General features: G+C 70.8%; 18 protein-coding genes. 2 read left to right on the forward strand and 16 right to left on the reverse strand.

Translation table 11 applies throughout. The features are described from left to right. Positions 1-36: 36 nt before the first annotated feature. Together I003_RS0108475 and I003_RS0108480 are read right to left on the reverse strand one after the other, a co-directional pair. Positions 37-1,227: a sigma-E factor regulatory protein RseB domain-containing protein gene (locus I003_RS0108475; protein ID WP_027771131.1), complete on the reverse strand. Its 1,191-nt coding sequence runs from the start codon at positions 1,225-1,227 to the stop codon at positions 37-39. 221 nt (positions 1,228-1,448) lie between these two features. Then, positions 1,449-2,459 carry a polyprenyl synthetase family protein gene (locus tag I003_RS0108480; RefSeq protein ID WP_027771132.1) on the reverse strand — a complete coding sequence of 337 codons (1,011 nt, stop codon included), beginning with the start codon at positions 2,457-2,459 and terminating at the stop codon, positions 1,449-1,451. Positions 2,460-2,647: 188 nt separating this feature from the next. Here I003_RS0108480 and I003_RS0108485 point away from each other — a divergent pair, with 188 nt between their 5' ends. Next, on the forward strand, positions 2,648-3,856 hold the full coding sequence (locus tag I003_RS0108485) for a fumarylacetoacetate hydrolase family protein (RefSeq protein ID WP_027771133.1): 1,209 nt from the start codon (positions 2,648-2,650) through the stop codon (positions 3,854-3,856). 53 nt (positions 3,857-3,909) lie between these two features. Here the strand turns inward: I003_RS0108485 and nuoN are convergent, their stop codons facing one another. The 14 genes from nuoN to I003_RS0108555 are packed head-to-tail and all read right to left on the reverse strand — an operon-like array spanning position 3,910 to position 20,001. Continuing rightward, positions 3,910-5,553, reverse strand: coding sequence for an NADH-quinone oxidoreductase subunit NuoN (gene nuoN, locus I003_RS0108490; protein WP_027771134.1), 1,644 nt, complete (start codon positions 5,551-5,553; stop codon positions 3,910-3,912). After that, on the reverse strand, positions 5,546-7,156 hold the full coding sequence (locus I003_RS0108495; RefSeq protein ID WP_027771135.1) for an NADH-quinone oxidoreductase subunit M: 1,611 nt from the start codon (positions 7,154-7,156) through the stop codon (positions 5,546-5,548). The genes nuoN and I003_RS0108495 overlap by 8 nt, the downstream gene beginning before the upstream one ends. Before the next feature lie 4 nt (positions 7,157-7,160). Further along, positions 7,161-9,068, reverse strand: coding sequence for an NADH-quinone oxidoreductase subunit L (gene nuoL, locus I003_RS0108500; protein WP_027771136.1), 1,908 nt, complete (start codon positions 9,066-9,068; stop codon positions 7,161-7,163). Positions 9,069-9,080: 12 nt separating this feature from the next. Next, the gene (gene nuoK / locus I003_RS0108505) at positions 9,081-9,380 is read right to left on the reverse strand and encodes an NADH-quinone oxidoreductase subunit NuoK (protein ID WP_027771137.1); all 300 of its coding nucleotides are present in this window, start codon (positions 9,378-9,380) and stop codon (positions 9,081-9,083) included. After that, positions 9,377-10,267, reverse strand: a complete 891-nt coding sequence (locus I003_RS0108510) for an NADH-quinone oxidoreductase subunit J (protein WP_027771138.1) — start codon at positions 10,265-10,267, stop codon at positions 9,377-9,379. Before I003_RS0108510 ends, nuoK begins: the two co-directional genes overlap by 4 nt. Continuing rightward, positions 10,264-10,878 carry an NADH-quinone oxidoreductase subunit NuoI gene (nuoI, locus tag I003_RS0108515; protein WP_027771139.1) on the reverse strand — a complete coding sequence of 205 codons (615 nt, stop codon included), beginning with the start codon at positions 10,876-10,878 and terminating at the stop codon, positions 10,264-10,266. The genes I003_RS0108510 and nuoI overlap by 4 nt, the downstream gene beginning before the upstream one ends. Continuing rightward, positions 10,871-12,253, reverse strand: a complete 1,383-nt coding sequence (gene nuoH, locus I003_RS0108520; protein ID WP_051368143.1) for an NADH-quinone oxidoreductase subunit NuoH — start codon at positions 12,251-12,253, stop codon at positions 10,871-10,873. Before nuoH ends, nuoI begins: the two co-directional genes overlap by 8 nt. Before the next feature lie 49 nt (positions 12,254-12,302). Continuing rightward, on the reverse strand, positions 12,303-14,774 hold the full coding sequence (locus tag I003_RS0108525) for an NADH-quinone oxidoreductase subunit G (protein ID WP_027771141.1): 2,472 nt from the start codon (positions 14,772-14,774) through the stop codon (positions 12,303-12,305). Then, positions 14,771-16,117 (reverse strand): NADH-quinone oxidoreductase subunit NuoF, encoded by a 1,347-nt coding sequence (gene nuoF, locus I003_RS0108530; RefSeq protein ID WP_027771142.1) that lies wholly within the window; start codon positions 16,115-16,117, stop codon positions 14,771-14,773. Before nuoF ends, I003_RS0108525 begins: the two co-directional genes overlap by 4 nt. Then, positions 16,117-17,016: an NADH-quinone oxidoreductase subunit NuoE gene (gene nuoE, locus I003_RS0108535; protein ID WP_051368144.1), complete on the reverse strand. Its 900-nt coding sequence runs from the start codon at positions 17,014-17,016 to the stop codon at positions 16,117-16,119. Before nuoE ends, nuoF begins: the two co-directional genes overlap by 1 nt. Then, positions 17,013-18,341 carry an NADH-quinone oxidoreductase subunit D gene (locus I003_RS0108540; protein ID WP_027771144.1) on the reverse strand — a complete coding sequence of 443 codons (1,329 nt, stop codon included), beginning with the start codon at positions 18,339-18,341 and terminating at the stop codon, positions 17,013-17,015. The genes nuoE and I003_RS0108540 overlap by 4 nt, the downstream gene beginning before the upstream one ends. Next, complete coding sequence (locus I003_RS0108545) at positions 18,338-19,078, reverse strand: NADH-quinone oxidoreductase subunit C (protein ID WP_027771145.1); 741 nt, start codon at positions 19,076-19,078, stop codon at positions 18,338-18,340. The genes I003_RS0108540 and I003_RS0108545 overlap by 4 nt, the downstream gene beginning before the upstream one ends. Continuing rightward, the gene (locus tag I003_RS0108550; RefSeq protein ID WP_027771146.1) at positions 19,075-19,629 is read right to left on the reverse strand and encodes a NuoB/complex I 20 kDa subunit family protein; all 555 of its coding nucleotides are present in this window, start codon (positions 19,627-19,629) and stop codon (positions 19,075-19,077) included. The genes I003_RS0108545 and I003_RS0108550 overlap by 4 nt, the downstream gene beginning before the upstream one ends. A 12-nt stretch (positions 19,630-19,641) precedes the next feature. Further along, positions 19,642-20,001, reverse strand: a complete 360-nt coding sequence (locus I003_RS0108555; protein WP_027771147.1) for an NADH-quinone oxidoreductase subunit A — start codon at positions 19,999-20,001, stop codon at positions 19,642-19,644. A gap of 808 nt (positions 20,002-20,809) precedes the next feature. On the opposite strand from I003_RS0108555, the gene I003_RS0108560 reads away from it, so the two are divergent. After that, positions 20,810-21,547, forward strand: coding sequence for a C40 family peptidase (locus I003_RS0108560; protein ID WP_078563823.1), 738 nt, complete (start codon positions 20,810-20,812; stop codon positions 21,545-21,547). Positions 21,548-21,623 lie beyond the last annotated feature (76 nt).

The raw sequence follows: 21,623 nt of genomic DNA on the forward strand, positions 1-21,623 counted from the left end.
GAGCAGGCGCGCGGCGGCCTTCGGGCGGTGGCGCGGTCAGTCCGCGGCGGCCTCCAGGGCCTCCGGGCTGACGGCGCCGACGTAGACCTTGTCGTCGGTGATCAGCACGTTGACCAGCCGGCTCTCGAAGACCCGGCCGGAGTCCGACTTGTCCGTGAAGAAGTCGAGTGCGGCCCCGACCCCGTCCTCGCCCAGCACGCCGCCGGGCACGGAGACCTCGGCGATCGAGCCCCAGCCCTCGCCGTGGATCGTGACGTCCTCCAGGCCGGAGGACAGGCCGCCCTCGGCCCAGTCGCCGCCGGCCCAGTCGCCGCCGAAGCCCTTGCCGAGGTCCTCCCCGAAGCCGCCGAAGCCCTCGCCGGAGTGCTCGCCGAGGTCCCTCTCCGTCACCTCGGCGCCCGCCGGGGGCGCGAACAGATCCGCGGCCGGCTCGTTGAAGTCGACCTTCGTGAAGCCGACGTCCACGACCGCCTTGCCGTCGTCCGCCGTCAGCGTCACCCGCAGCGGCACGCCGTTGTCGGCGTCCACCGCGATGGTGACGTCCCGGACCGTCGACTCGTCCTGCTTCGGCGTCAGCCGCAGCTCGTACGCGTCCTGCCCGGCCACCTGCGCCGTGCCGCCGACCGTCACGTCCGTGGTTCCGGCCGCGGCCTTCAGCAGCCGCTCCGCCAGCTCCTGCGGGGTGGCGTCCTCCAGGTCCTTCGGGAGGGCGAAGCCGTCGTGCTCCGCGGCCTTCTTCCCGCCGTCCGCCGGGACCGTGGAGTGGTGGACCTCGTCCGAGTCACCGCCGAAGGTCCACACGTCCTTGCCGTTGTGCACCACCGTGTGGCCCCCGTCGGAGCCGGTGAGCGTGACCCGCTGCTTCTCCGGGCCGTCCGCCGCGACGTGCAGCTTGGTCTCGCCGGCGAGCAGCCGCGAGAGGTCCGCGCCACCGCCGCCGAAGGGGAGCGACGGCAGCCCCAGATCCGTGCTGACCTTCACCGTGCCGTCGACCGACTCGACCTCCGACGCCAGCGCCTTGGCGATCAGCTCCTTCGCCGTCACGTCGTCCGTGCTCGGCCCGTCGTCCTGGGCGAGCGCGGGCACCAGGCCGATGGTGGCGGCGGCGATTCCCGCGATGCCCAGGGGCACCCCGTAGCGCACGGCCTTTCTGCGCCGCGCCGCGGCGAGGTCCGCGGCGCGGTCCTCCGCCTCGTCGGCAGGTCGCTCCGGTGGGATCAGTGCCATGGGAAGTACCTCCGTCTCCGCGGTGATTCGCGGAAATTCATTCGCTGCGTCACGGCTTCCCACCCATCACAACAAATCAGACGGCCCGGGGCGTCAGCCCGTGGGTGCAGCTTGGATTACTCCTGTCGTATGACGGCATCAGCCCCGAGGGGGGACTCACCCTGATAGGTGTACGGGCCATCTGTCGGCCGGCCGTCCCCGGGGCGGAGACGTGGACTCCGCTACCCCGCGCGGTCCACCACGGCGTCGCAGAGCCCCTCCAGTGCCGCGCGGGCCGGGCAGGCCGGCAGCGCCGTGAGGATCGCCCGCGCCTCCGCCGCGTACCGCACGGTGTCCCGCCTGGCCTGCTCCACCGCCGGGTGGACCCGCAGCCGGGCCAGGGCCTCCGCGTGCAGCGCCTCGTCCGTCAGGTCCCCGGCGAGCAGCGCGGCCAGCTCCAGGTCCGCCGGCCTGCGATGGCGCCGGGCGGCGGCGCGCAGGTGCAGCACCGGCAGCGTCGCGACGCCCTCGCGCAGGTCCGTGCCCGGGGTCTTCCCGGACTCGGTGCCGTCGCTGGTGATGTCGAGAAGGTCGTCCGCGAGCTGGAAGGCGATGCCGATGCGCTCACCGTACTGGGTGAGCACCTCCACCACCGACTCGTCCGCGCCCGCCTGCAGTGCGCCGAAGCGGCCGGAGACGGCGATGAGCGAGCCGGTCTTGCCGGCGAGCACGTCCAGGTAGTGGTCGACCGGGTCACGGCCCTCGGCCGGCCCCGCGGTCTCCAGGATCTGCCCGGTGACCAGCCGCTCGAACGCCTGGGCCTGGATACGGACCATCTCCGGGCCCAGGTCGGCGAGGAGCCGCGAGGCACGTGCGAAGAGGAAGTCGCCCGTGAGGACGGCGACGGAGTTGGCCCAGCGGCTGTTGGCGCTGGGCACCCCCCGGCGTACGGCCGCCTCGTCCATCACGTCGTCGTGGTAGAGCGTGGCCAGGTGCGTCAGCTCGACGACGACGCCCGAGGGCGCGACGCCCGGCGCGTACGGGTCGCCGAACTGCGCGGCGAGCATGACCAGCAGGGGGCGGAATCTCTTGCCGCCGGCGCGCACGAGGTGCCGCGCGGCCTCGGTGATGAACGGCACATCGCTCTTCGTGGCCTCCAGAAGCCCCTCTTCGACGGCCGCCAGTCCGGCCTCGACATCGGCTTCCAAGGCACGGTCCTGAACGCTGAGCCCCAAGGGCGCGACCACGGTCACGAGGGCTCCTCCTGTCTGCAGACGTTCACGTGGAACAGATTGTCGATGTGTCGTTAGCACCACCATGCACCACCGTCGCAGCGTAGCCGGTCACGCGACGATCACGTCGGGCGGCTTCCCCTAGGCCGACCTGGGGGTCGTAACCTGAGGTCCCCAGCCCGCCGACCACGATGAGGCAGGACTCCTCGATGTCCGAGCACAGCCCGCTCGACGTGTCTGAAGGCGATCCCTTCGGGCCGCACAACCTTCCGTACGGTGTCTTCTCCGCGCCCGCCGGCACAGACCCCCGCGTCGGCGTGCGCTACGGCGCATCCGTACTGGACACCGCCGCCGTCGCGGCGGCCCTCGGCTCCCCGCACACCGCGCTGTACGCCGCCCCGACACTGGCGCCGCTGATGGCCGCGGGCCGGCCGGTGTGGCAGGCGGTCCGGGCCGAGGTGACCTCCTGGCTGACCGACCCGGCGCACCGCGCCGCCGTCGAGCCCCACCTGCACGCACTCGACCTCGTCGCGCTGCGCATGCCGTTCGAGGTCGGCGACTACGTCGACTTCTACTCCAGCGAGCACCACGCCGCCAACGTCGGCCGGATCTTCCGCCCCGGCGAGGAGGCGCTGACGCCCAACTGGAAGCACCTGCCCATCGGCTACCACGGCCGCTCCGGCACGGTCGTCCCGGCCGGCACCCCCGTCGTACGCCCCGCGGGCCAGCGCAGGCCCGCCGGCGACCCCGCGCCGGCCGGCCCGGTGTTCGGACCGAGCGTCCGCCTCGACATCGAGGCCGAAGTGGGCTTCGTCGTCGGCGTACCGTCGCGGATGGGCACGCCCGTGCCCCGTACCGCCTTCCGCGACCACGTCTTCGGCGTCTGCCTGGTCAACGACTGGTCCGCGCGCGACGTCCAGCCCTGGGAGCAGCGCCCTCTCGGCCCGCACCAGGCGAAGTCCTTCGCCACGTCCGTCGGCACGTGGATCACCCCCCTCGACGCCCTGGAAACCGCCCGCGTCGCCCCGCCGGAGCGTACGCACCCGCTGCTGCCCTACCTCGACGACACCGGCGACGACGGCGACGGCTACGACCTGCACCTGGAGGTACGGATCAACGGGGAAACGGTCTCCCGCCCGCCGTTCGCCTCGATGTACTGGACCGCCGCGCAGCAGTTGGCGCACATGACCGTCAACGGCGCCTCCGTGCGCACCGGCGACCTCTACGCCTCCGGCACCGTCAGCGGCCCGGAACCCGATCAGGTGGGCTCGCTGCTGGAGCTGACGAAGGGCGAGGGCCCGTGGCTGGCCGACGGTGACGTCGTCGAGATCGACGGCTGGGCCCCCGGCCCGCACGGGGTGCGGATCGCCCTCGGCGGGGTCCACGGCCAGGTGCAGCCGGCCGGCTGGACCCCGTAGCCCCGGCGGACGGCGACGGGGGTCTGGGGGCGGCGCCCCCAGACCCTCCCCGTTCAGCGGACGAACACCCCCGCGTTCCCGGCCAGATCCAGGAAGTACTGCGGCGCCACGCCCAGCACCAGGGTCGCGGCCAGGCCGACGGCGATGGCGCTGACGGTGAACGCGCTCGGCACGGTCACCGCCGGGCCCTCCGGCCGCGGCTCGCTGAAGAACATCAGCACGATGACGCGCACGTAGAAGAACGCGGCGATGGCCGAGGCGATGACGCCGACGACGACCAGGGGCGTCGCGCCGCCGTCCGCCGCCGCCTTGAACACCGCGAACTTCCCGGCGAAGCCGCTGGTCAGCGGGATGCCCGCCATCGCCAGCAGGAACACCGCGAAGACCGCCGCGACCAGCGGTGAACGCCGGCCGAGCCCCGCCCACTTCGACAGGTGGGTCGCCTCGCCGCCCGCGTCCCGTACCAGCGTGACGACGGCGAACGCGCCGAGCGTCACGAAGGCGTACGCGGCCAGGTAGAAGAGCACCGAGGAGATGCCGTCCTCGTTGGCCGCCGTGACGCCCGCCAGGATGAACCCGGCGTGCGCGATCGAGGAGTACGCCAGCAGCCGCTTCACGTCGGTCTGGGTGACGGCGAGGATCGCGCCGATGACCATCGTGACGATCGCCACGCCCCACATCACCGGCCGCCAGTCCCACTTCATGCCCGGCAGCACGACGTACAGCAGCCGCAGCAGCGCGCCGAACGCGGCGACCTTGGTGGCCGCGGCCATGTACCCGGTGACGGGCGTGGGGGCGCCCTGGTAGACGTCCGGGGTCCACATGTGGAACGGCACGGCGCCGACCTTGAAGAGCAGGCCGAGCAGGACCATCGCGCCGCCGATGAGCAGCAGCGCGTCGTTGCCCATGGTGTCGGCGAGCGCCGGGGTCATCTTCTGCGGGTGGCCCGCGATGACGTCGGCGATCTCGGCGTACCGCACGCTGCCCGCGTAGCCGTACAGCAGCGCGATACCGAAGAGCAGGAACGCCGACGAGAAGGCGCCCAGCAGGAAGTACTTCACCGCCGCCTCCTGCGACATCAGCCGCTTGCGGCGGGCGACGGCGCAGAGCAGGTACAGCGGCAGGGAGAAGACCTCCAGCGCGATGAAGAGCGTCAGCAGGTCGTTCGCGGCGGGGAAGATCAGCATGCCGCCGGTCGCGAACATCAGCAGCGGGAACACCTCGGTGGTGGTGAACCCCGCCTTCACCGCGGCCTGCTCCGCCTTGCCGCCGGGCACGGCCGCGGCCTCCGCGGCGAAGGAGTCGACCTGCTTGCCGTGCGCGACCGGGTCCAGCCGGCGCTCGGCGAAGGTGAACACCCCGAGCACGCCGACCAGCAGAATGACGCCTTGCAGGAAGAGCGCCGGGCCGTCGACGGCCAGCGCGCCCATCGCGGCGGTCTGCGCCTCGTCGGTGCCGTGGCCGGTGGCGGCCAGGGCGATGACGGCGCCGAACGCGCCGGCCATCGCGAGCACCGCGAGCCCGACCTGTGCGACGTAACGGTGCCGGCGGGGGACGAACGCCTCGATGGCGACGCCCACCACGGCCGCGCCGATCACGATCAGCGTGGGCGCCAGCAGCTCGTACTCGATGTGCGGCGCCTCGATCTTGTCGATACCGTCCTGCGCCATCCACAGGCTGTGGACACCCCTACTCATGCGCGGCCTCCACAGGGTTCACATCGGGCTCCGGGTCGGACTTCTGCACGTCGGACATGGTGTGCTCGACGGCCGGGTTGACGATCTCGGTGAGCGGCTTCGGATACACGCCGAGGCCGATGAGCAGCGCGATCAGCGGCGCGACCACCAGCATCTCGCGCATCCGCAGGTCGGGCAGTTTCGCGACGCTCTCGGCGACCGGCCCCGTCATCGTGCGCTGGTACAGCACGAGGACGTAGATCGCGGCCAGCACGATGCCCACGGTGGCGATGATGCCGATCGCCGGGTAGCGGCTGAACGTGCCCACCAGTACCAGGAACTCGCTGACGAACGGCGCCAGCCCCGGCAGCGACAGCGTGGCCAGACCGCCGATCAGGAACGTGCCGGCCAGCACCGGCGCCACCTTCTGCACGCCGCCGTAGTCGGCGATGAGCCGCGAGCCGCGCCGGGAGATGAGGAATCCGGCGACCAGCATCAGGGCGGCGGTGGAGATGCCGTGGTTGACCATGTACAGCGTCGCCCCGGTGTGGCCCTGGCTGGTCATCGCGAAGATGCCGAGCACGATGAAGCCGAAGTGGGAGATCGAGGCGTAGGCGATCAGCCGCTTGATGTCGCGCTGCCCGATCGCCAGCAGCGCGCCGTACAGGATGCTCACCACCGCGAGCACCAGCACCACCGGCGTCGCCCAGTCGCTCGCCTCGGGGAAGAGCCCGAGGCAGAAGCGGAGCATGGCGAACGTGCCGACCTTGTCGACCACCGCGGTGATGAGCACGGCGACCGGGGCCGTCGACTCCCCCATGGCGTTGGGCAGCCAGGTGTGCAGCGGCCACAGCGGCGCCTTGACGGCGAAAGCGAAGAAGAAGCCGAGGAAGAGCAGCCGCTCGGTGCTCGTCGACATCTCCAGGTCGCCGTCGGCGCGCGCCTGCAGGATCTCCTGCAGGGAGAACGTGCCCGCACCCAACTGGTCGTTGGTGACGACGAACAGCCCGATGACCGCGGCCAGCATGATGAGGCCGCCGGCCAGGTTGTAGAGCAGGAACTTCACGGCCGCGTACGAACGCTGCCGCGCCGCCTCCTCTTCACCGTGCTCGTGCGCCTTGTCCCCGAAGCCGCCGATGAGGAAGTACATCGGGATGAGCATGGCTTCGAAGAAGATGTAGAAGAGGAAGACGTCCGTGGCCAGGAAGCTGATGATCACCATCGCCTCGACGGCCAGGATCAGCGCGAAGAAGCCCTGGGTGGGGCGCCAGCGCGAGGAGTTCGTCTCCGCGGGGTCCGCGTCGCGCCAGCCGGCGAGGATGACGAACGGAATCAGCACCGCCGTCAGCGCCACCAGCACGACGGCGATGCCGTCGACCCCCAGCTCGTATCTCACCCCGAAGTCGGCGATCCATGACCGCGACTCGGTGAGCTGGAAGCGGTCGCCGTTCGGGTCGTAGCGGACCGCGATCACCGCGGCGAGCACCAGCGTCACCAGCGATACGCCCAGCGCGAGCCACTTGGCCAGCTCGCGCTTGGCGGCGGGCACCGCGGCGGTGGCGATCGCGCCCACGGCCGGGACCGCCGCGGTGAGCGTCAGCAGCGGGAAGGAAGAATCAGCCATGGGTTCAGACCGCCCTCATCAGCAGGGTGGCGGCGATGAGCACCACCGCGCCCCCGAACATCGAGACCGCGTAGCTGCGGGCGTAGCCGTTCTGGACCCGCCGCATCCGGGCGGAGAGCCCGCCGAACGCCGCCGCGGTTCCGTTGACGATGCCGTCGACCAGCTTGTGGTCCAGGTAGACCAGGCCGCGGGTCAGGTACTCGCCGGGCTTGACCAGCGCCACGTGGTTGAAGTCGTCCTGCAGCAGGTCGCGCCGGGCGGCGCGGGTGAGCAGGGAGCCGCGCGGTGCGGCGGCGGGGACCGGGCGGCGGCCGTACTGCAGCCAGGCCACCGTGACGCCGATCACCATGCAGGTGACGGTGGCGCCGGTGATCAGGCCGACGCTCAGGCCCTCCGGCAGGTGCCCGTGCTCGAAGCCGGTGACCGGCTCCAGCCAGTGCACGAACCGCTCGCCGATGTCGAAGAACGCGCCCGCGCCGACCGAGCCGATCGCCAGCACGATCATCGGGATCGTCATCGACTTCGGCGACTCGTGCGGATGCGGCATGGCGCCGTTCGCGTCAGCCTCCCAGCGCTTCTCGCCGAAGAACGTCATGAGCATCACGCGCGTCATGTAGTACGCGGTGATCGCCGCACCCAGCAGCGCCGCGCCGCCCAGGAGCCAGCCCTGCGTGCCGCCCTTGGCGAACGCGGCCTCGATGATGAGGTCCTTGGAGAAGAAGCCGGAGAGCCCCGGGAAGCCGATGATGGCCAGATAGCCGAGGCCGAACGTGACGAACGTGACCGGCATGTACTTCCTGAGGCCGCCGTACTTGCGCATGTCGACCTCGTCGTTCATGCCGTGCATGACCGAGCCGGCACCGAGGAAGAGCCCGGCCTTGAAGAAGCCGTGGGTCACCAGGTGCATGATCGCGAAGGCGTAGCCGATCGGGCCGAGCCCGGCGGCCAGGATCATGTAGCCGATCTGCGACATCGTCGAGCCGGCCAGCGCCTTCTTGATGTCGTCCTTCGCGCAACCGACGATCGCACCGAAGAGCAGCGTGACCGCGCCGACGACCGTGACGACGAGCTGCGCGTCCGGCGCGGCGTCGAAGATCGCGCCGGAACGGACGATCAGGTAGACGCCCGCGGTCACCATCGTCGCGGCGTGGATCAGCGCGGAGACCGGCGTGGGGCCCTCCATCGCGTCGCCCAGCCAGGACTGCAGCGGCACCTGCGCCGACTTGCCGCACGCCGCGAGCAGCAGCATCAGGCCGATCGCCGTCAGCCTGCCCTCGCTCGTCTCGCCGACCGAGTTCATCACCGGCTCGAAGGCGAAGGTACCGAAGGTGACGAACATCAGCATGATCGCGATGGACAGGCCGACGTCGCCGACACGGTTGACGATGAACGCCTTCTTCGCCGCCGTCGCCGCGCTCGGCTTGTGCTGCCAGAAGCCGATCAGCAGGTACGAGGCGAGGCCGACGCCCTCCCAGCCGACGTACAGCAGCAGGAAGTTGTCCGCGAGGACCAGCAGCAGCATCGCCGCCAGGAAGAGGTTCAGATAGCCGAAGAACCGGCGGCGGCGCTCGTCGTGCTCCATGTAGCCCACGGAGTACAGGTGGATGAGCGAGCCGACGCCGGTGATCAGCAGCACGAACGTCATCGAGAGCTGGTCGAGCTGGAACGCCGCGTCCGCCTGGAACCCCTCGACCGGAATCCAGGTGAAGAGGTGGCTGTGCAGGGCCCGCTCCTCGCCGTCCTTGCCGAGCATGTCGGCGAAGAGGACCAGGCCGAGGAGGAAGGAGGTGAAGGCCAGGCCCGTACCGAGCCAGTGGCCGGCACGGTCGATCCGTGGGACCTTTCCGCCGCACAGCAGCACCGCCGCGCCGAGCAACGGCGCCGCGACGAGCAATCCGATGAGTGACTCCACTGGTGCGTCCCCTTACAGCTTCATCAAAGCGGCGTCGTCGACCGAGGCCGAGTGGCGGGAGCGGTAGAACGACACGATGATCGCCAGGCCGACCACGACTTCCGCGGCGGCGACGACCATGGTGAAGAAGGCGATGATCTGGCCGTCGAGGTTCCCGTGCATCCGGGAGAACGTGATCAGCGCCAGGTTGCAGGCGTTCAGCATCAGCTCGATGCACATGAACACCACGATGGCGTTCCGCCTGATGACCACCCCGGCCGCACCGATGGTGAACAGCAGCGCGGCGAGATACAGGTAGTTGACCGGATTCACGGCATCTCCTTGTTCGCTTCTCCGGCCTTGCCACCGGCGTTCGCGCCGACGGGGCCGTTCCCGTCGCCGTCGCCGGTGTCCGGTTCCAGGGCCTTGCCCTGGTAGTCGGCGGTGCGCTGCTCTATGGCCGCGAGATCCGCCAGCGCCTGCGCGGAGACGTCGCGGATCTGGCTGCGGTCGCGCAGCGTGCGGTTGACGGTCAGCTCGGACGGCGTGCCGTCGGGCAGCAGAGCCGGGATGTCCACCGCGTTGTGGCGGGCGTAGACGCCGGGCGCGGGCAGCGGCGGCACCTGGACGCCGTCGCGTACGCGCTGCTCGGCCCGCTCGCGCTGGGTGAGGGTGCGCTCGGTCTTCTCCCGGTGGGTGAGGACCATGCCCCCGACCGCCGCGGTGATCAGCAGCGCGCCGGTCAGCTCGAAGGCGAAGACGTAGTCGTGGAAGAGCAGCGCCGCCAGGCCGTCGACGTTGCCGCCGGCGTTGGCGTCCCCGAGCCCTTCGAAGGTGCTGAGGCTCGCGTTGCCGATGCCGGCCATCAGCAGCACGCCGAAGCCGATGCCGCAGAGCATCGCCAGCCAGCGCTGTCCCTTGATGGTCTCCTTCAGCGAATCCGCCGCGCTGATACCGACGAGCATCAGCACGAAGAGGAAGAGCATCATGACCGCGCCGGTGTAGACGACGATCTGGACGACGCCGAGGAAGTACGCGCCGTTGGCGAGGTAGAAGATCGCCAGGATCACCATCGTCCCGGCGAGGCAGAGCGCCGAGTGCACCGACTTCTTCATCATCACGGTGCCCAGGGCACCGGCGACGGCGAAGATGGCCAGCACCCAGAACTGGGTCGCCTCCCCGGTGGACGTGGTGTAGCCGGCCTGGGCGAGGGCGTTCATGCCTGGGCTCCTTCGGACTGCGGCTCCGGGTCCGGCGCCGGCTCGCCCTTGCTGACGGCGACCTGGCGCTCCGTACCCGGGGCGGCCTCGGAGACGAGACCGCTGTAGTAGTCCTTCTCCGTCATCCCCGGGTAGATGGCGTGCGGCGTGTCGACCATGCCCTCCCGCAGGCCGGCGAGCAGCTCGTCCTTGGTGTAGATGAGCGACTCGCGGCTGCTGTCGGCCAGTTCGTACTCGTTGGTCATGGTCAGCGCCCGGGTGGGGCACGCCTCGACGCACAGCCCGCACAGGATGCAGCGCAGGTAGTTGATCTGGTAGACGCGGCCGTAGCGCTCCCCCGGCGAGTAGCGCTCCTCGTCGGTGTTGTCCGCGCCCTCGACGTAGATCGCGTCCGCCGGGCAGGCCCAGGCGCACAGCTCGCAGCCGATGCACTTCTCCAGCCCGTCCGGGTGCCGGTTGAGCTGGTGGCGGCCGTGGAAGCGGGGCGCCGTCGGCTTCTTGTACTCGGGGTACTGCTCGGTCAGCCGCTTCTTGAACATGGCCTTGAAGGTCACGCCGAAGCCGGCCACCGGGTTGACGAACCCCTGCTTGTCCTTCTTCTCGTCAGCCATTGTCGGCCTCCTCAGTGTCGCCTCCGGGGCCCTTCGTGCCCACCAGCTCGCGCTCGTGGCGCGCGGGGCGGCGGGGCACGGGCGGGAGGGTCTGACCGGGCAGCGGCGGTACGGGGTAGCCGTCCGCCATCGGGTCGAACTCCGGCTTGGGCCGGGCCGCCTCGCGGGCCTCCTCCTCCTTGTCCTTGCGGTCGCGGAAGATGTCCACGACGAAGGAGAGCAGCAGGATCACCAGCAGCCCGCCGGCGATGTAGAGCACGATCTCGGTGAAGTCCACGTCCTCGTTGCGCAGCGCCCGGACGGTGGCGACCAGCATCAGCCAGACCATGGAGACCGGGATGAGGACCTTCCAGCCCAGCTTCATGAACTGGTCGTAACGCACCCGCGGGAGCGTGGCGCGCAGCCACATGAAGAGGAACATGCAGGCGAGCACCTTGCCGAAGAACCAGAGCATCGGCCACCAGCCGGTGTTGGCGCCCTCCCACACGGTGCTGAGCGGCGCGGGCGCGCGCCAGCCGCCGAGGAAGAGCGTGACGGCCACCGCGGACAGCGTGATCACGTGCACGTACTCGGTGAGCATGAAGAGCGCGAACTTGATCGACGAGTACTCGGTGGAGTACCCGGAGACCAGGTCGCCCTCGGACTCCGGCATGTCGAAGGGCAGCCGGTGCGCCTCGCCGACCATCGAGACGAGGTAGACGAGGAACGAGACCGGCAGCAGCACCGCGAACCAGCGGTTGTCCTGGGCCGCGACGATCTCCGAGGTCGACAGCGACCCGGCGTAGAGGAACACGGCGGCGAACGACAGGCCCATCGCGACCTCGTACGAGATCACCTGGGCGGTCGCGCGGACGCCGCCGAGCAGCGGGTACGTCGAGTTGGACGCCCAGCCGGCGAGGACGACGCCGTAGGCCCCGATGGAGGCGGTGGCCAGCACGAACAGCATGGCGACCGGGAGGTCGGTGAGCTGCAGCGCGGTGCGCTCCCCGAAGATCGACACCTGGTTGTCGGCCGGGCCGAAGGGGATGACCGAGATGGCCATGAAGGCGGGAATGGTCGCGAGGAGCGGCGCCAGGATGTAGACGGCCCGGTCGGCGCCCTTGGGGATGATGTCCTCTTTGAACATCAGCTTCACGCCGTCGGCGAGCGACTGCAGCAGGCCCCAGGGACCGTGCCGGTTCGGGCCGATGCGCAACTGCATCCAGCCCAGCACCTTGCGCTCGAAGACGATGGCCGCGAGGACCATCACCACCAGGAACGCGAAGCAGAAGACCGCCTTGAGGAGGATCAGCCACCACGGGTCGCCCCCGAAGTAGCCGAGTTCCTCCGCGGCGAGGACGCTCGCGCCGTGCGCCGCGGGTGCGCTTGCGATCACCGTCGTGCCTCCGTCGTATACGTTGCGCAGGTTCGCGTCCGCATCACAGTCACGCTTCGACCTCCTTGGATACGGCGGAAACCTGGACCAGGTCGCCGGGGTTCGCGCCCGTGGCCGCCGTCACGCCCGGGGTCGTCGACTGCAGCGGCAGCCACACGACCTGGTCGGGCAGTTCCGCGGTGATCCGCAGCGGGAGCGTCACCGTGCCGGCGGGACCGGTGACGGCGAGCGGGTCGCCGTCGGCGACGCCGGTGGCCCGGGCGGTGGCGGGCGAGAGCCGGGCCGCCGCCTCGTGGCGGGTGCCGGCCAGGGCGGCGTCGCCCTCCTGCAGCCGGCCCTCGTCGAGCAGCAGCCGGTGGCCCGCGAGCACCGCCTCGCCGGCGCCGGGCTGCGGCAGCGGCGCGGCGCGCTCGTCCGGCGGCGTGGGGCGCGGGCCGCCGGTGCGCACGCCGAGGCGGTCCAGCTCGGCCCGTGCCGTACGGGCGTCGGGCAGGCCGAGGTGGACGTCGAGGGCGTCGGCGAGCATGTGCAGCACCCGCTGGTCGGCGGGGGCGAGCCGGCGGACCATCTGGTCCGGCTTCAGCGCGGCCTCGAACGGCCGGGCGCGGCCTTCCCAGTTGAGGAAGGTGCCCTGCTTCTCGGCCGCGGCGGCCACCGGGAAGACCACGTCGGCCCGCTCGGTGACCTCGCTGGGCCGCTGCTCCAGGCTGACCACGAACTCCGCGCGGTCCAGCGCCTCGCGCGCCTTCGCCGGGTCCGGCAGGTCGGCGACCTCGACGCCGCCGACGAGCAGCGCGCCGATGTCCCCCGCCGCCGCGGCGTCGAGGATCGCGCCCGTGTCGCGGCCGGGCGCCTGTGGCAGGTCGGCCAGGCCCCACGCGGCGGCGGTCTCGCGGCGCGCCTCGGTGTCGGTGTCCGGCCGGCCGCCGGGCAGCATCCCGGGCAGCGCGCCCGTCTCGATCGCCCCGCGCTCGCCGGCGCGGCGCGGGATCCAGGCGAGGGTGGCGCCGGTGGCCTCCGCGGTACGCACCACGGCGGACAGTGCGCCGCGTACCCCCGCCAGCCGCTCGCCGACGAGGATCACCGAGCCCTCCTGGCGCAGCGCGTCCGACGCGGCCTTGCCGTCCTCGCCGAGTCCCGCGCCGGAGCCGAGGGCGTCGAGCCAGCTCGGCTCGGTGCCCGGGGCGGCCGGCAGCAGCGTGCCGCCGGCCTTCGTCAGACCGCGGGTGGCGAAGGGCGCGAGCGCGTAGACCTTCAGGCCCTTCTTCCGCCACGCCTTGCGCAGCCGGAGGAAGACGCCGGGCGCCTCCTCCTCGGCCTCCAGGCCGGCGAGCAGCACCGCGGGCGCCTTCTCCAGCGCGGCGTAGGTGACACCGCGTCCGGTACCCGCGACCTGCGCGGCCAGGAACCCGGCCTCCTCCTCGCTGTGCACCCGGGCGCGGAAGTCGATGTCGTTGGTGTCGAGCGCGACGCGCGTGAACTTCGCGTACGCGTAGGAGTCCTCCACCGTCAGCCGCCCGCCGGTGAGCACCCCGGCCCGCCCGCGGGCCGCCGCCAGGCCGGCGGCCGCGGCGCGCAGCGCCTCGGGCCAGCTCGCCGGCTGCAGCTCACCGTCCTCGTCGCGGACCAGCGGGTGGGTGAGGCGGTCGGGGAGCTGCGCGTAGCGGAAGCCGAAGCGGCCCTTGTCGCACATCCACTCCTCGTTGACCTCGGGGTCGTTGGCGGCGAGCCGCCGCATGACCTTGCCGCGGCGGTGGTCGGTGCGGGTGGCGCAGCCGCCGGCGCAGTGCTCGCAGACGGACGGCGAGGACACCAGGTCGAAGGGGCGCGAGCGGAAGCGGTACATCTTCGAGGTGAGCGCGCCGACCGGGCAGATCTGGATGGTGTTGCCCGAGAAGTACGACTCGAAGGGCACGCCCTCGCCCGTACCGACCTGCTGCAGCGCGCCGCGGTCCAGCATCTCGATCATCGGGTCGCCCGCGACCTGGTTGGAGAACCGGGTGCAGCGCGCGCACAGCACGCAGCGCTCGCGGTCGAGGAGCACCTGCGCCGAGATCGGCACGGGCTTTTCGAACGTGCGCTTCTGGCCCTCGAAGCGGCTCTCGGCCTGCCCCGTGGACATCGCCTGGTTCTGCAGCGGGCACTCGCCGCCCTTGTCGCAGACCGGGCAGTCCAGCGGGTGGTTGATGAGCAGCAGCTCCATCACGCCGCGCTGCGACTTCTCGGCGACGTCGGAGGTGAGCTGGGTCCTGACCACCATCCCGTCGGTGCAGGTGATGGTGCAGGACGCCGACGGCTTGCGCTGGCCCTCGATCTCGACGATGCACTGGCGGCAGGCACCGACCGGGTCGAGCAGCGGGTGGTCGCAGAACCGCGGGACCTCGATGCCGAGTTGCTCGGCGGCCCGGATGACCAGGGTGCCCTTGGGCACGCTGACCTCGACGCCGTCGATGGTCAGCGTGACCATGTTCTCCGGTGCGGCAGCCTTCTCCGGTGCCTTCTCCGGCTCCGTGACGGTCACGCGGTCACCTCCTGGTGGGTCGTGGAGCCGGGGGCGTCGGCCCAGGCGGTGGATTTGGCCGGGTCGAACGGGCAGCCGCCGCCGGTGACGTGCTGCTCGTACTCCTCGCGGAAGTACTTCAGCGAGGAGAAGATCGGCGCCGCGGCGCCGTCGCCGAGGGCGCAGAACGACTTGCCGTTGATGTTGTCGGCGATGTCGAAGAGCTTGTCCAGGTCGGCCAGGGAGCCCTTGCCCGCCTCGATGTCGCGGAGGAGCTGGACGAGCCAGTACGTGCCCTCGCGGCAGGGCGTGCACTTGCCGCAGGACTCGTGCTCGTAGAACTCGGTCCAGCGGGTGACGGCCCGTACCACGCAGGTCGTCTCGTCGAAGCACTGCAGCGCCTTGGTGCCGAGCATCGAGCCGGCGCCGCCGACGCCCTCGTAGTCGAGGGGGATGTCCAGGTGCTCCTCGGTGAGCATCGGGGTGGACGAGCCGCCGGGGGTCCAGAACTTCAGCCGGTGACCGGGGCGCATGCCGCCGCCCATGTCGAGCAGTTGGCGCAGGGTGATGCCGAGCGGCGCCTCGTACTGACCGGGGCTGGCGACGTGGCCGGAGAGCGAGTACAGCGTGAAGCCCGGGGACTTCTCGCTGCCCATCGTGCGGAACCACTCCTTGCCCTTGTTCATGATCGCGGGAACAGAGGCGATGGACTCGACGTTGTTCACCACGGTGGGGCAGGCGTAGAGGCCCTCGACGGCGGGGAAGGGGGGACGCAGCCGGGGCTGGCCGCGCCGTCCCTCCAGCGAGTCGAGCAGCGCGGTCTCCTCACCGCAGATGTACGCTCCGGCGCCGGCGTGCACCGTGACGTCCAGGTCGAGCCCGGAGCCCAGGACGTTCTTGCCGAGGAAGCCCGCGGAGTACGCCTCGCGCACCGCTTCGTGCAGCCTGCGCAGCACCGGTACGACCTCGCCGCGCAGGTAGATGAACGCGTGGCTGGAGCGGAACGCGTAACAGGCGATGACGATGCCCTCGATGAGGGAGTGCGGGTTGGCGAAGAGCAGCGGGATGTCCTTGCAGGTGCCCGGCTCCGACTCGTCGGCGTTGACGACGAGGTAGTGCGGCTTGCCGTCGCCCTGCGGGATGAACTGCCACTTCATGCCGGTCGGGAAGCCTGCGCCGCCGCGACCGCGCAGGCCGGAGTCCTTGACGTACGCGATGACGTCGTCCGGCGACATCGCGAGCGCCTTGCGCAGGCCCTCGTACCCCTCGTGGCGCCGGTACGTCTCCAGGGTCCAGGACTCGGGCTGGTCCCAGAAGGCGGAGAGCACCGGGGTCAGCAGCTTCTCCGGCGAGTCGACGGTCATCACGCGCCCTCCTCCTCGGTGGGCTCATCCGCGGACGCGGTGTGCGGGTGCGCCGGGTCGGACGCCGAGGTCTGCTGCGGCGCGTCGTGCGAACTGGGGTGGCCGGCGGGCGGCTGGTCCTCCAGCGCGTCCGGCGGCGGGTTCTCCGGGTGCGGGTGGGCCCGCTGGCTGACCACGCGCGCGGCGGGCTCCTCGCCCTTGGCCATGCGCAGGCCCATGAGCGAGGCGGGGCCCGCGCCGCCGGACTCCGCGACGACGCCGGGGCGCTCGTCGGGGAAGCCGGCCAGGATGCGCGCGGTCTCCTTGAACGTGCACAGCTTCGCGCCGCGGGTGGGACGCACCTCGTTACCGGCGCGCAGGTCGTCCACGAGCCGCTTGGCGGACTCGGGGGTCTGGTTGTCGAAGAACTCCCAGTTGACCATCACCACGGGGGCGAAGTCGCAGGCGGCGTTGCACTCGATGTGCTCCAGAGTGACCTTGCCGTCCTCGGTGGTCTCCTGGTTGCCGACCTCCAGGTGCTCCTTCAGCTCGTCGAAGATGGCGTCGCCGCCCATGACCGCGCAGAGCGTGTTGGTGCAGACCCCGACCTGGTAGTCGCCGGAGGGCTTGCGCCGGTACATGGTGTAGAAGGTGGCGACCGCGGTCACCTCGGCGGCGGTCAGGCCCAGCATCTCGGCACAGAACTGCATGCCGGTGCGGGTGACGTGCCCCTCCTCCGACTGCACCAGGTGCAGCATCGGCAGCAGCGCCGAACGGCTGTCCGGATACCGGGCGATGATCTCCCGGGCGTCCGCGGCCAGCCGCTCGCGCACCTCGGCGGGGTAGTCGGGGGCCGGCAACTGGGGCATGCCCAGCGGTACGGCCGCCTGGCTGCTCAGGTCAGGTTCCGCAGTCGTCATCGGTCGACGCCTCCCAGCACGGGGTCGAGGGATGCGATCGCCACGATCACGTCGGCCACCTGGCCTCCCTCGGTCATGGCCGCGATGGCCTGCAGGTTCACGAACGAGGGCTCACGGAAGTGCACCCGGTACGGCCGGGTGGCGCCGTCGCTGACGGCGTGCACGCCCAGTTCGCCCTTGGGTGACTCCAACGCCACGTACGCCTGCCCGGGCGGCACCCGGAAGCCCTCGGTGACCAGCTTGAAGTGGTGGATCAGGGCCTCCATCGAGGTCCCCATGATGTTCTTGATGTGGTCCAGCGAGTTGCCGAGCCCGTCGGGACCCAGCGCGAGCTGCGCGGGCCAGGCGATCTTCTTGTCGGCGACCATCACCGGGCCCGGCTCCAGCCGGTCCACGCACTGCTCGACGATCCGCAGCGACTGGCGCATCTCCTCCAGCCGGATGAGGAAGCGGCCGTAGGCGTCGGCGGTGTCGGCGGTGGGGACGTCGAAGTCGTACGTCTCGTAGCCGCAGTACGGGTCCGTCTTGCGCAGGTCGTGCGGCAGCCCGGTGGCGCGCAGCACCGGGCCCGTGACGCCCAGGGACATGCAGCCGGTCAGGTCCAGATGCGCGATGTCCTGCATCCGGGCCTTGAACGCCGGGTTGTTGGTGGCCAGCTTGTCGTACTCCGGGAAGTTCTTGCGGAGCGTCTTGATCGTCTCGCGGATCGAGTCGACGGCGCCCGGGGGCAGGTCCTGGGCCAGGCCGCCGGGGCGGATGAACGCGTGGTTCATCCGCAGGCCGGTGATCAGCTCGAACAGGTCGAGGATCATCTCGCGGTCGCGGAAGCCGTAGACCATGACCGTGGTGGCACCCAGCTCCATGCCGCCGGTGGCGATGGCCACCAGGTGGGAGGAGATCCGGTTCAGCTCCATCAGCAGCACCCGGATGACGGTGGCCCGGTCGGGCACCTCGTCGGTGATGCCGAGCAGCTTCTCCACCGCCATGCAGTACCCGGCCTCGTTGAAGAACGAGGTCAGGTAGTCCATGCGGGTCACGAAGGTGGAGCCCTGGGTCCAGGTCCGGTATTCGAGGTTCTTCTCGATCCCGGTGTGCAGATAGCCGATCCCGCAGCGGCACTCCGTCACGGTCTCGCCGTCGATCTCCAGGATGAGCCGCAGCACGCCGTGGGTGGAGGGGTGCTGCGGGCCCATGTTGACGACGATCCGCTCGTCGTCGGCCCGGTGCACCGACTCGACGACCTCGTCCCAGTCGCCGCCGGTGACGGTGTAGACGGTGCCTTCGGTGGTCTCCCGGGCCGCCCCGGTCGCGTGGGTGGTGCTCATCGGTACGACCTCCGCTGGTCGGGAGCCGGGATCTGGGCGCCCTTGTACTCGACGGGGATGCCGCCGAGGGGGTAGTCCTTGCGCTGCGGATGGCCCTGCCAGTCGTCCGGCATGAAGATCCGGGTCAGCGCCGGGTGGCCGTCGAAGACGATGCCGAAGAAGTCGTAGACCTCGCGCTCGTGCCAGTCGTTCGTCGGGTAGACCTCCACGACGGACGGGATGTGCCGGTCGTGGTCGGGCGTGCTGACCTCGACCCGGAGCAGCCGGCTGTGGGTGAGCGAGCGCAGGTGGTACACGGCGTGCAGCTCGCGGCCCTTGTCTCCGGGGTAGTGCACGCCGGAGACGCCGGTACACAGCTCGAAGCGCAGGGCCGGGTCGTCGCGCAGGGTGCGCATCACGCGCACCAGGTGTGTGCGGTCGACGTGGAAGGTCAGCTCACCGCGGTCGACGACGGTCTTCTCGATCGCGTTCTCGGGGAGGAGCCCCTGCTCGTCGAGGGCGCCCTCCAGCTCGTCGGCGACCTCGTCGAACCAGCCGCCGTACGGACGCACGGCCTCGCCGGGCAGCCGGACGCTGCGCACCAGGCCGCCGTAGCCGGAGGTGTCGCCCCCGTTCTCGGAGCCGAACATGCCGCGCTGGACGCGGATGGTCTCGCCGTGCTCGCCGCGCCTGCCCGGCAGGTTCTCCGCGTTCACGTCCTGGTCGGGGTTGACCCCGTCCGCGTTCTCCTCACTCACCGGAGAAGACCCTTCATCTCGATCGTCGGCAGCGCCTTCATCGCGGCCTCCTCGGCCTCCCGGGCCGCCTGCTCCCGGTTCACGCCGAGCTTGTCGTGACGGATCTGGGCGTGGAGCTTGAGGATCGCGTCCATGAGCATCTCGGGGCGCGGCGGGCAGCCGGGCAGGTAGATGTCGACCGGCACGACGTGGTCGACGCCCTGCACGATCGCGTAGTTGTTGAACATGCCGCCGGACGAGGCGCAGACGCCCATGGAGATGACCCACTTGGGGTTGGGCATCTGGTCGTACACCTGGCGCAGCACCGGTGCCATCTTCTGGCTCACCCGGCCGGCGACGATCATCAGGTCGGCCTGGCGGGGCGAGCCACGGAAGACCTCCATGCCGAAGCGTGCCAGGTCGTAGCGGCCGGCGCCGGCGGTCATCATCTCGAACGCGCAGCACGCGAGGCCGAAGGTCGCGGGGAAGACCGACGACTTGCGTGCCAGTCCGGCGACCTCCTCGACCGTGCTCAGGATGAACCCGCTCGGGAGCTTTTCCTCAAGTCCCATTCGTGGTGCCTCCTAGTCCCATTCCAGTCCACCGCGCCGCCACACGTAGCCGTAGGCGACGAAGACAGTGAGCACGAAGAGCAGCATCTCCACGAGCCCGAAGATCCCCAGGGCGTCGAAGGACACCGCCCAGGGGTAGAGGAAGACGATCTCGATGTCGAAGATGATGAACAACATCGCCGTCAGGTAGTACTTGACCGGGAAGCGGCCCCCGCCGGGCGGCGTCGGTGTCGGCTCGATGCCGCACTCGTAGGCCTCGAGCTTGGCCCGGTTGTAGCGCTTCGGGCCCACGAGCGCCGCAGCGACCACGGAGAACACCGCGAAGGCCGTCGCAATGGCCCCGAGCACGAGGATCGGCGTGTATACGTTCACCGCTGCCCCGCTCCTCTCCAGTCGACGATGACTGCCTGCCAGTCCACACCGGACTCGCGTTCCTGCCCCACCAAGATCGCGCACATGTGAGGCAGTTCACAAGCCCTACTGATGGGCATCTTATGCCCACTGCGCTGTGATCTGTGACACGGGGGTCCCCTAAGCTTTGTGATCTTAACCACCCGGTGATCGATCGGACCGGCGAATGCCCGCCGGAGGGATCACGCGGTGCGAAGGAACGATCACCGGATCTCCGCCACCGGAGGGCAGCCGCAGGTCAGCGGCGTGGGGGCGGTGGGGTTCGGGAGGCGGATGATTTCACCGAGGTGCGACCGGAGGCAAATTCGAGCACCCTCCCGCTCAATTGATTTTCCGGCCTCCGGTCGCTTGCGCACGCCCTCTCAAGGCCCCCGCGGGGGGTGCGGGACGCGAAAACGAATCGGAGTGATGTGGACCACAGGGGCGTTCCGCGGCAACGGCCCTTGCTTGGTTTGCGGCCGGAGAAGTGATAACCGTCCGGCAACGTTCGGCGCGCGGCCCAAATCCCGTGCGTATCGCGCGGGTAACGACGCGCGGGAGAGCGGGAGCCGGGAAGCGGGCCGGGAACAGACAGCCCAAATCACCTATTTCGCCAGCAGGGCCGCCAAGTGTGGCGCATCCCACGACTGTTGAAACACGGACCTTCCCCCTGATAGCGCTGGTGTCCATGTCCCGTAAACCGCACATACCCAGCCACCGGAAGCCCCGGCGCCGGCAGGCCCCCGCGTGGGTCGTCCGCACCGGAGTCGCCGGTGGCGCCCTCGGCACGATGGTCGCGACGGCGGCGTCCGCTCCCGCCCTCGCAGACACCAGCAGGACGACCGGATCGACGGCCACGGAGTCGACCGCAGAACTCCCCGCCGTGGACATGAGCACCGCACTCACCACCGGAGTCGAGCAGAGCGCCGACGCCACCCGGACCGCGGCCCTGCGCCTCGAACTGCGCGCGGACGCGCAGGAGGCCGCGGAGGACGCCCGCAAGGCCGCCGCCAAGGCCAAGAAGAAGGCGGAGGCCCGCGCCGCCGAGAAGCGCGCCCAGGAGCGCGCCGCGGCCCGCGCGGCGGAGCGCGAGGAACTCGCCACCGCCTCCTCCGCCCCCACCACCGAGACCGCCCCCGCCGAGGAGACCTCCGCGGCGGCCCCGGCCGCGTCGGGCAGCGTCGGCACGGTGCTGGACTTCCTCAACGCCCAGGTCGGCAAGGCGTACGTGCTGGGCGCCACCGGCCCGTCGTCGTACGACTGCTCGGGCCTGACCCAGGCCGCCTTCCGCACCGTGGGCGTGGAACTCCCCCGCACGGCCGCGGAACAGTCCACGGTCGGCACCCCGGTCGCGGTCTCCGACGTCCAGCCCGGCGACCTGGTCTTCTGGGGCGGCACCGGCTCGGCGTACCACGTGGCCGTCTACATCGGCGACGGCAAGTACCTGGACGCGGCCAACCCGTCGAAGGGCGTGGTGATCCAGGAGATGTCGTACTACATGCCCACCTCGGCCGCCCGGGTCCTCTGACCCTCGGCACCACACCCACGCACCACGAGAGCCCCCCCGCCGTCAGCGGCGAGGGGGCTCTCGTGTGCGGTGGTGC

The organism is Streptomyces sp. CNQ329, from assembly GCF_000482585.1.

What these genes read in the sequence shown, in the direction of transcription:
- I003_RS0108540 (WP_027771144.1), bottom strand. Translation starts at nt 18,341, where the DNA reads ATGAGCACCACCCACGCGACCGGGGCGGCCCGGGAGACCACCGAAGGC.
- I003_RS0108560 (WP_078563823.1), top strand. Translation starts at nt 20,810, where the DNA reads ATGGTCGCGACGGCGGCGTCCGCTCCCGCCCTCGCAGACACCAGCAGG.
- I003_RS0108510 (WP_027771138.1), bottom strand. Translation starts at nt 10,267, where the DNA reads ATGAACGCCCTCGCCCAGGCCGGCTACACCACGTCCACCGGGGAGGCG.
- nuoE (WP_051368144.1), bottom strand. Translation starts at nt 17,016, where the DNA reads ATGACGACTGCGGAACCTGACCTGAGCAGCCAGGCGGCCGTACCGCTG.
- nuoI (WP_027771139.1), bottom strand. Translation starts at nt 10,878, where the DNA reads ATGGCTGACGAGAAGAAGGACAAGCAGGGGTTCGTCAACCCGGTGGCC.
- I003_RS0108550 (WP_027771146.1), bottom strand. Translation starts at nt 19,629, where the DNA reads ATGGGACTTGAGGAAAAGCTCCCGAGCGGGTTCATCCTGAGCACGGTC.
- I003_RS0108475 (WP_027771131.1), bottom strand. Translation starts at nt 1,227, where the DNA reads ATGGCACTGATCCCACCGGAGCGACCTGCCGACGAGGCGGAGGACCGC.
- I003_RS0108495 (WP_027771135.1), bottom strand. Translation starts at nt 7,156, where the DNA reads ATGGCTGATTCTTCCTTCCCGCTGCTGACGCTCACCGCGGCGGTCCCG.
- nuoN (WP_027771134.1), bottom strand. Translation starts at nt 5,553, where the DNA reads ATGAGTAGGGGTGTCCACAGCCTGTGGATGGCGCAGGACGGTATCGAC.
- nuoF (WP_027771142.1), bottom strand. Translation starts at nt 16,117, where the DNA reads ATGACCGTCGACTCGCCGGAGAAGCTGCTGACCCCGGTGCTCTCCGCC.
- I003_RS0108485 (WP_027771133.1), top strand. Translation starts at nt 2,648, where the DNA reads ATGTCCGAGCACAGCCCGCTCGACGTGTCTGAAGGCGATCCCTTCGGG.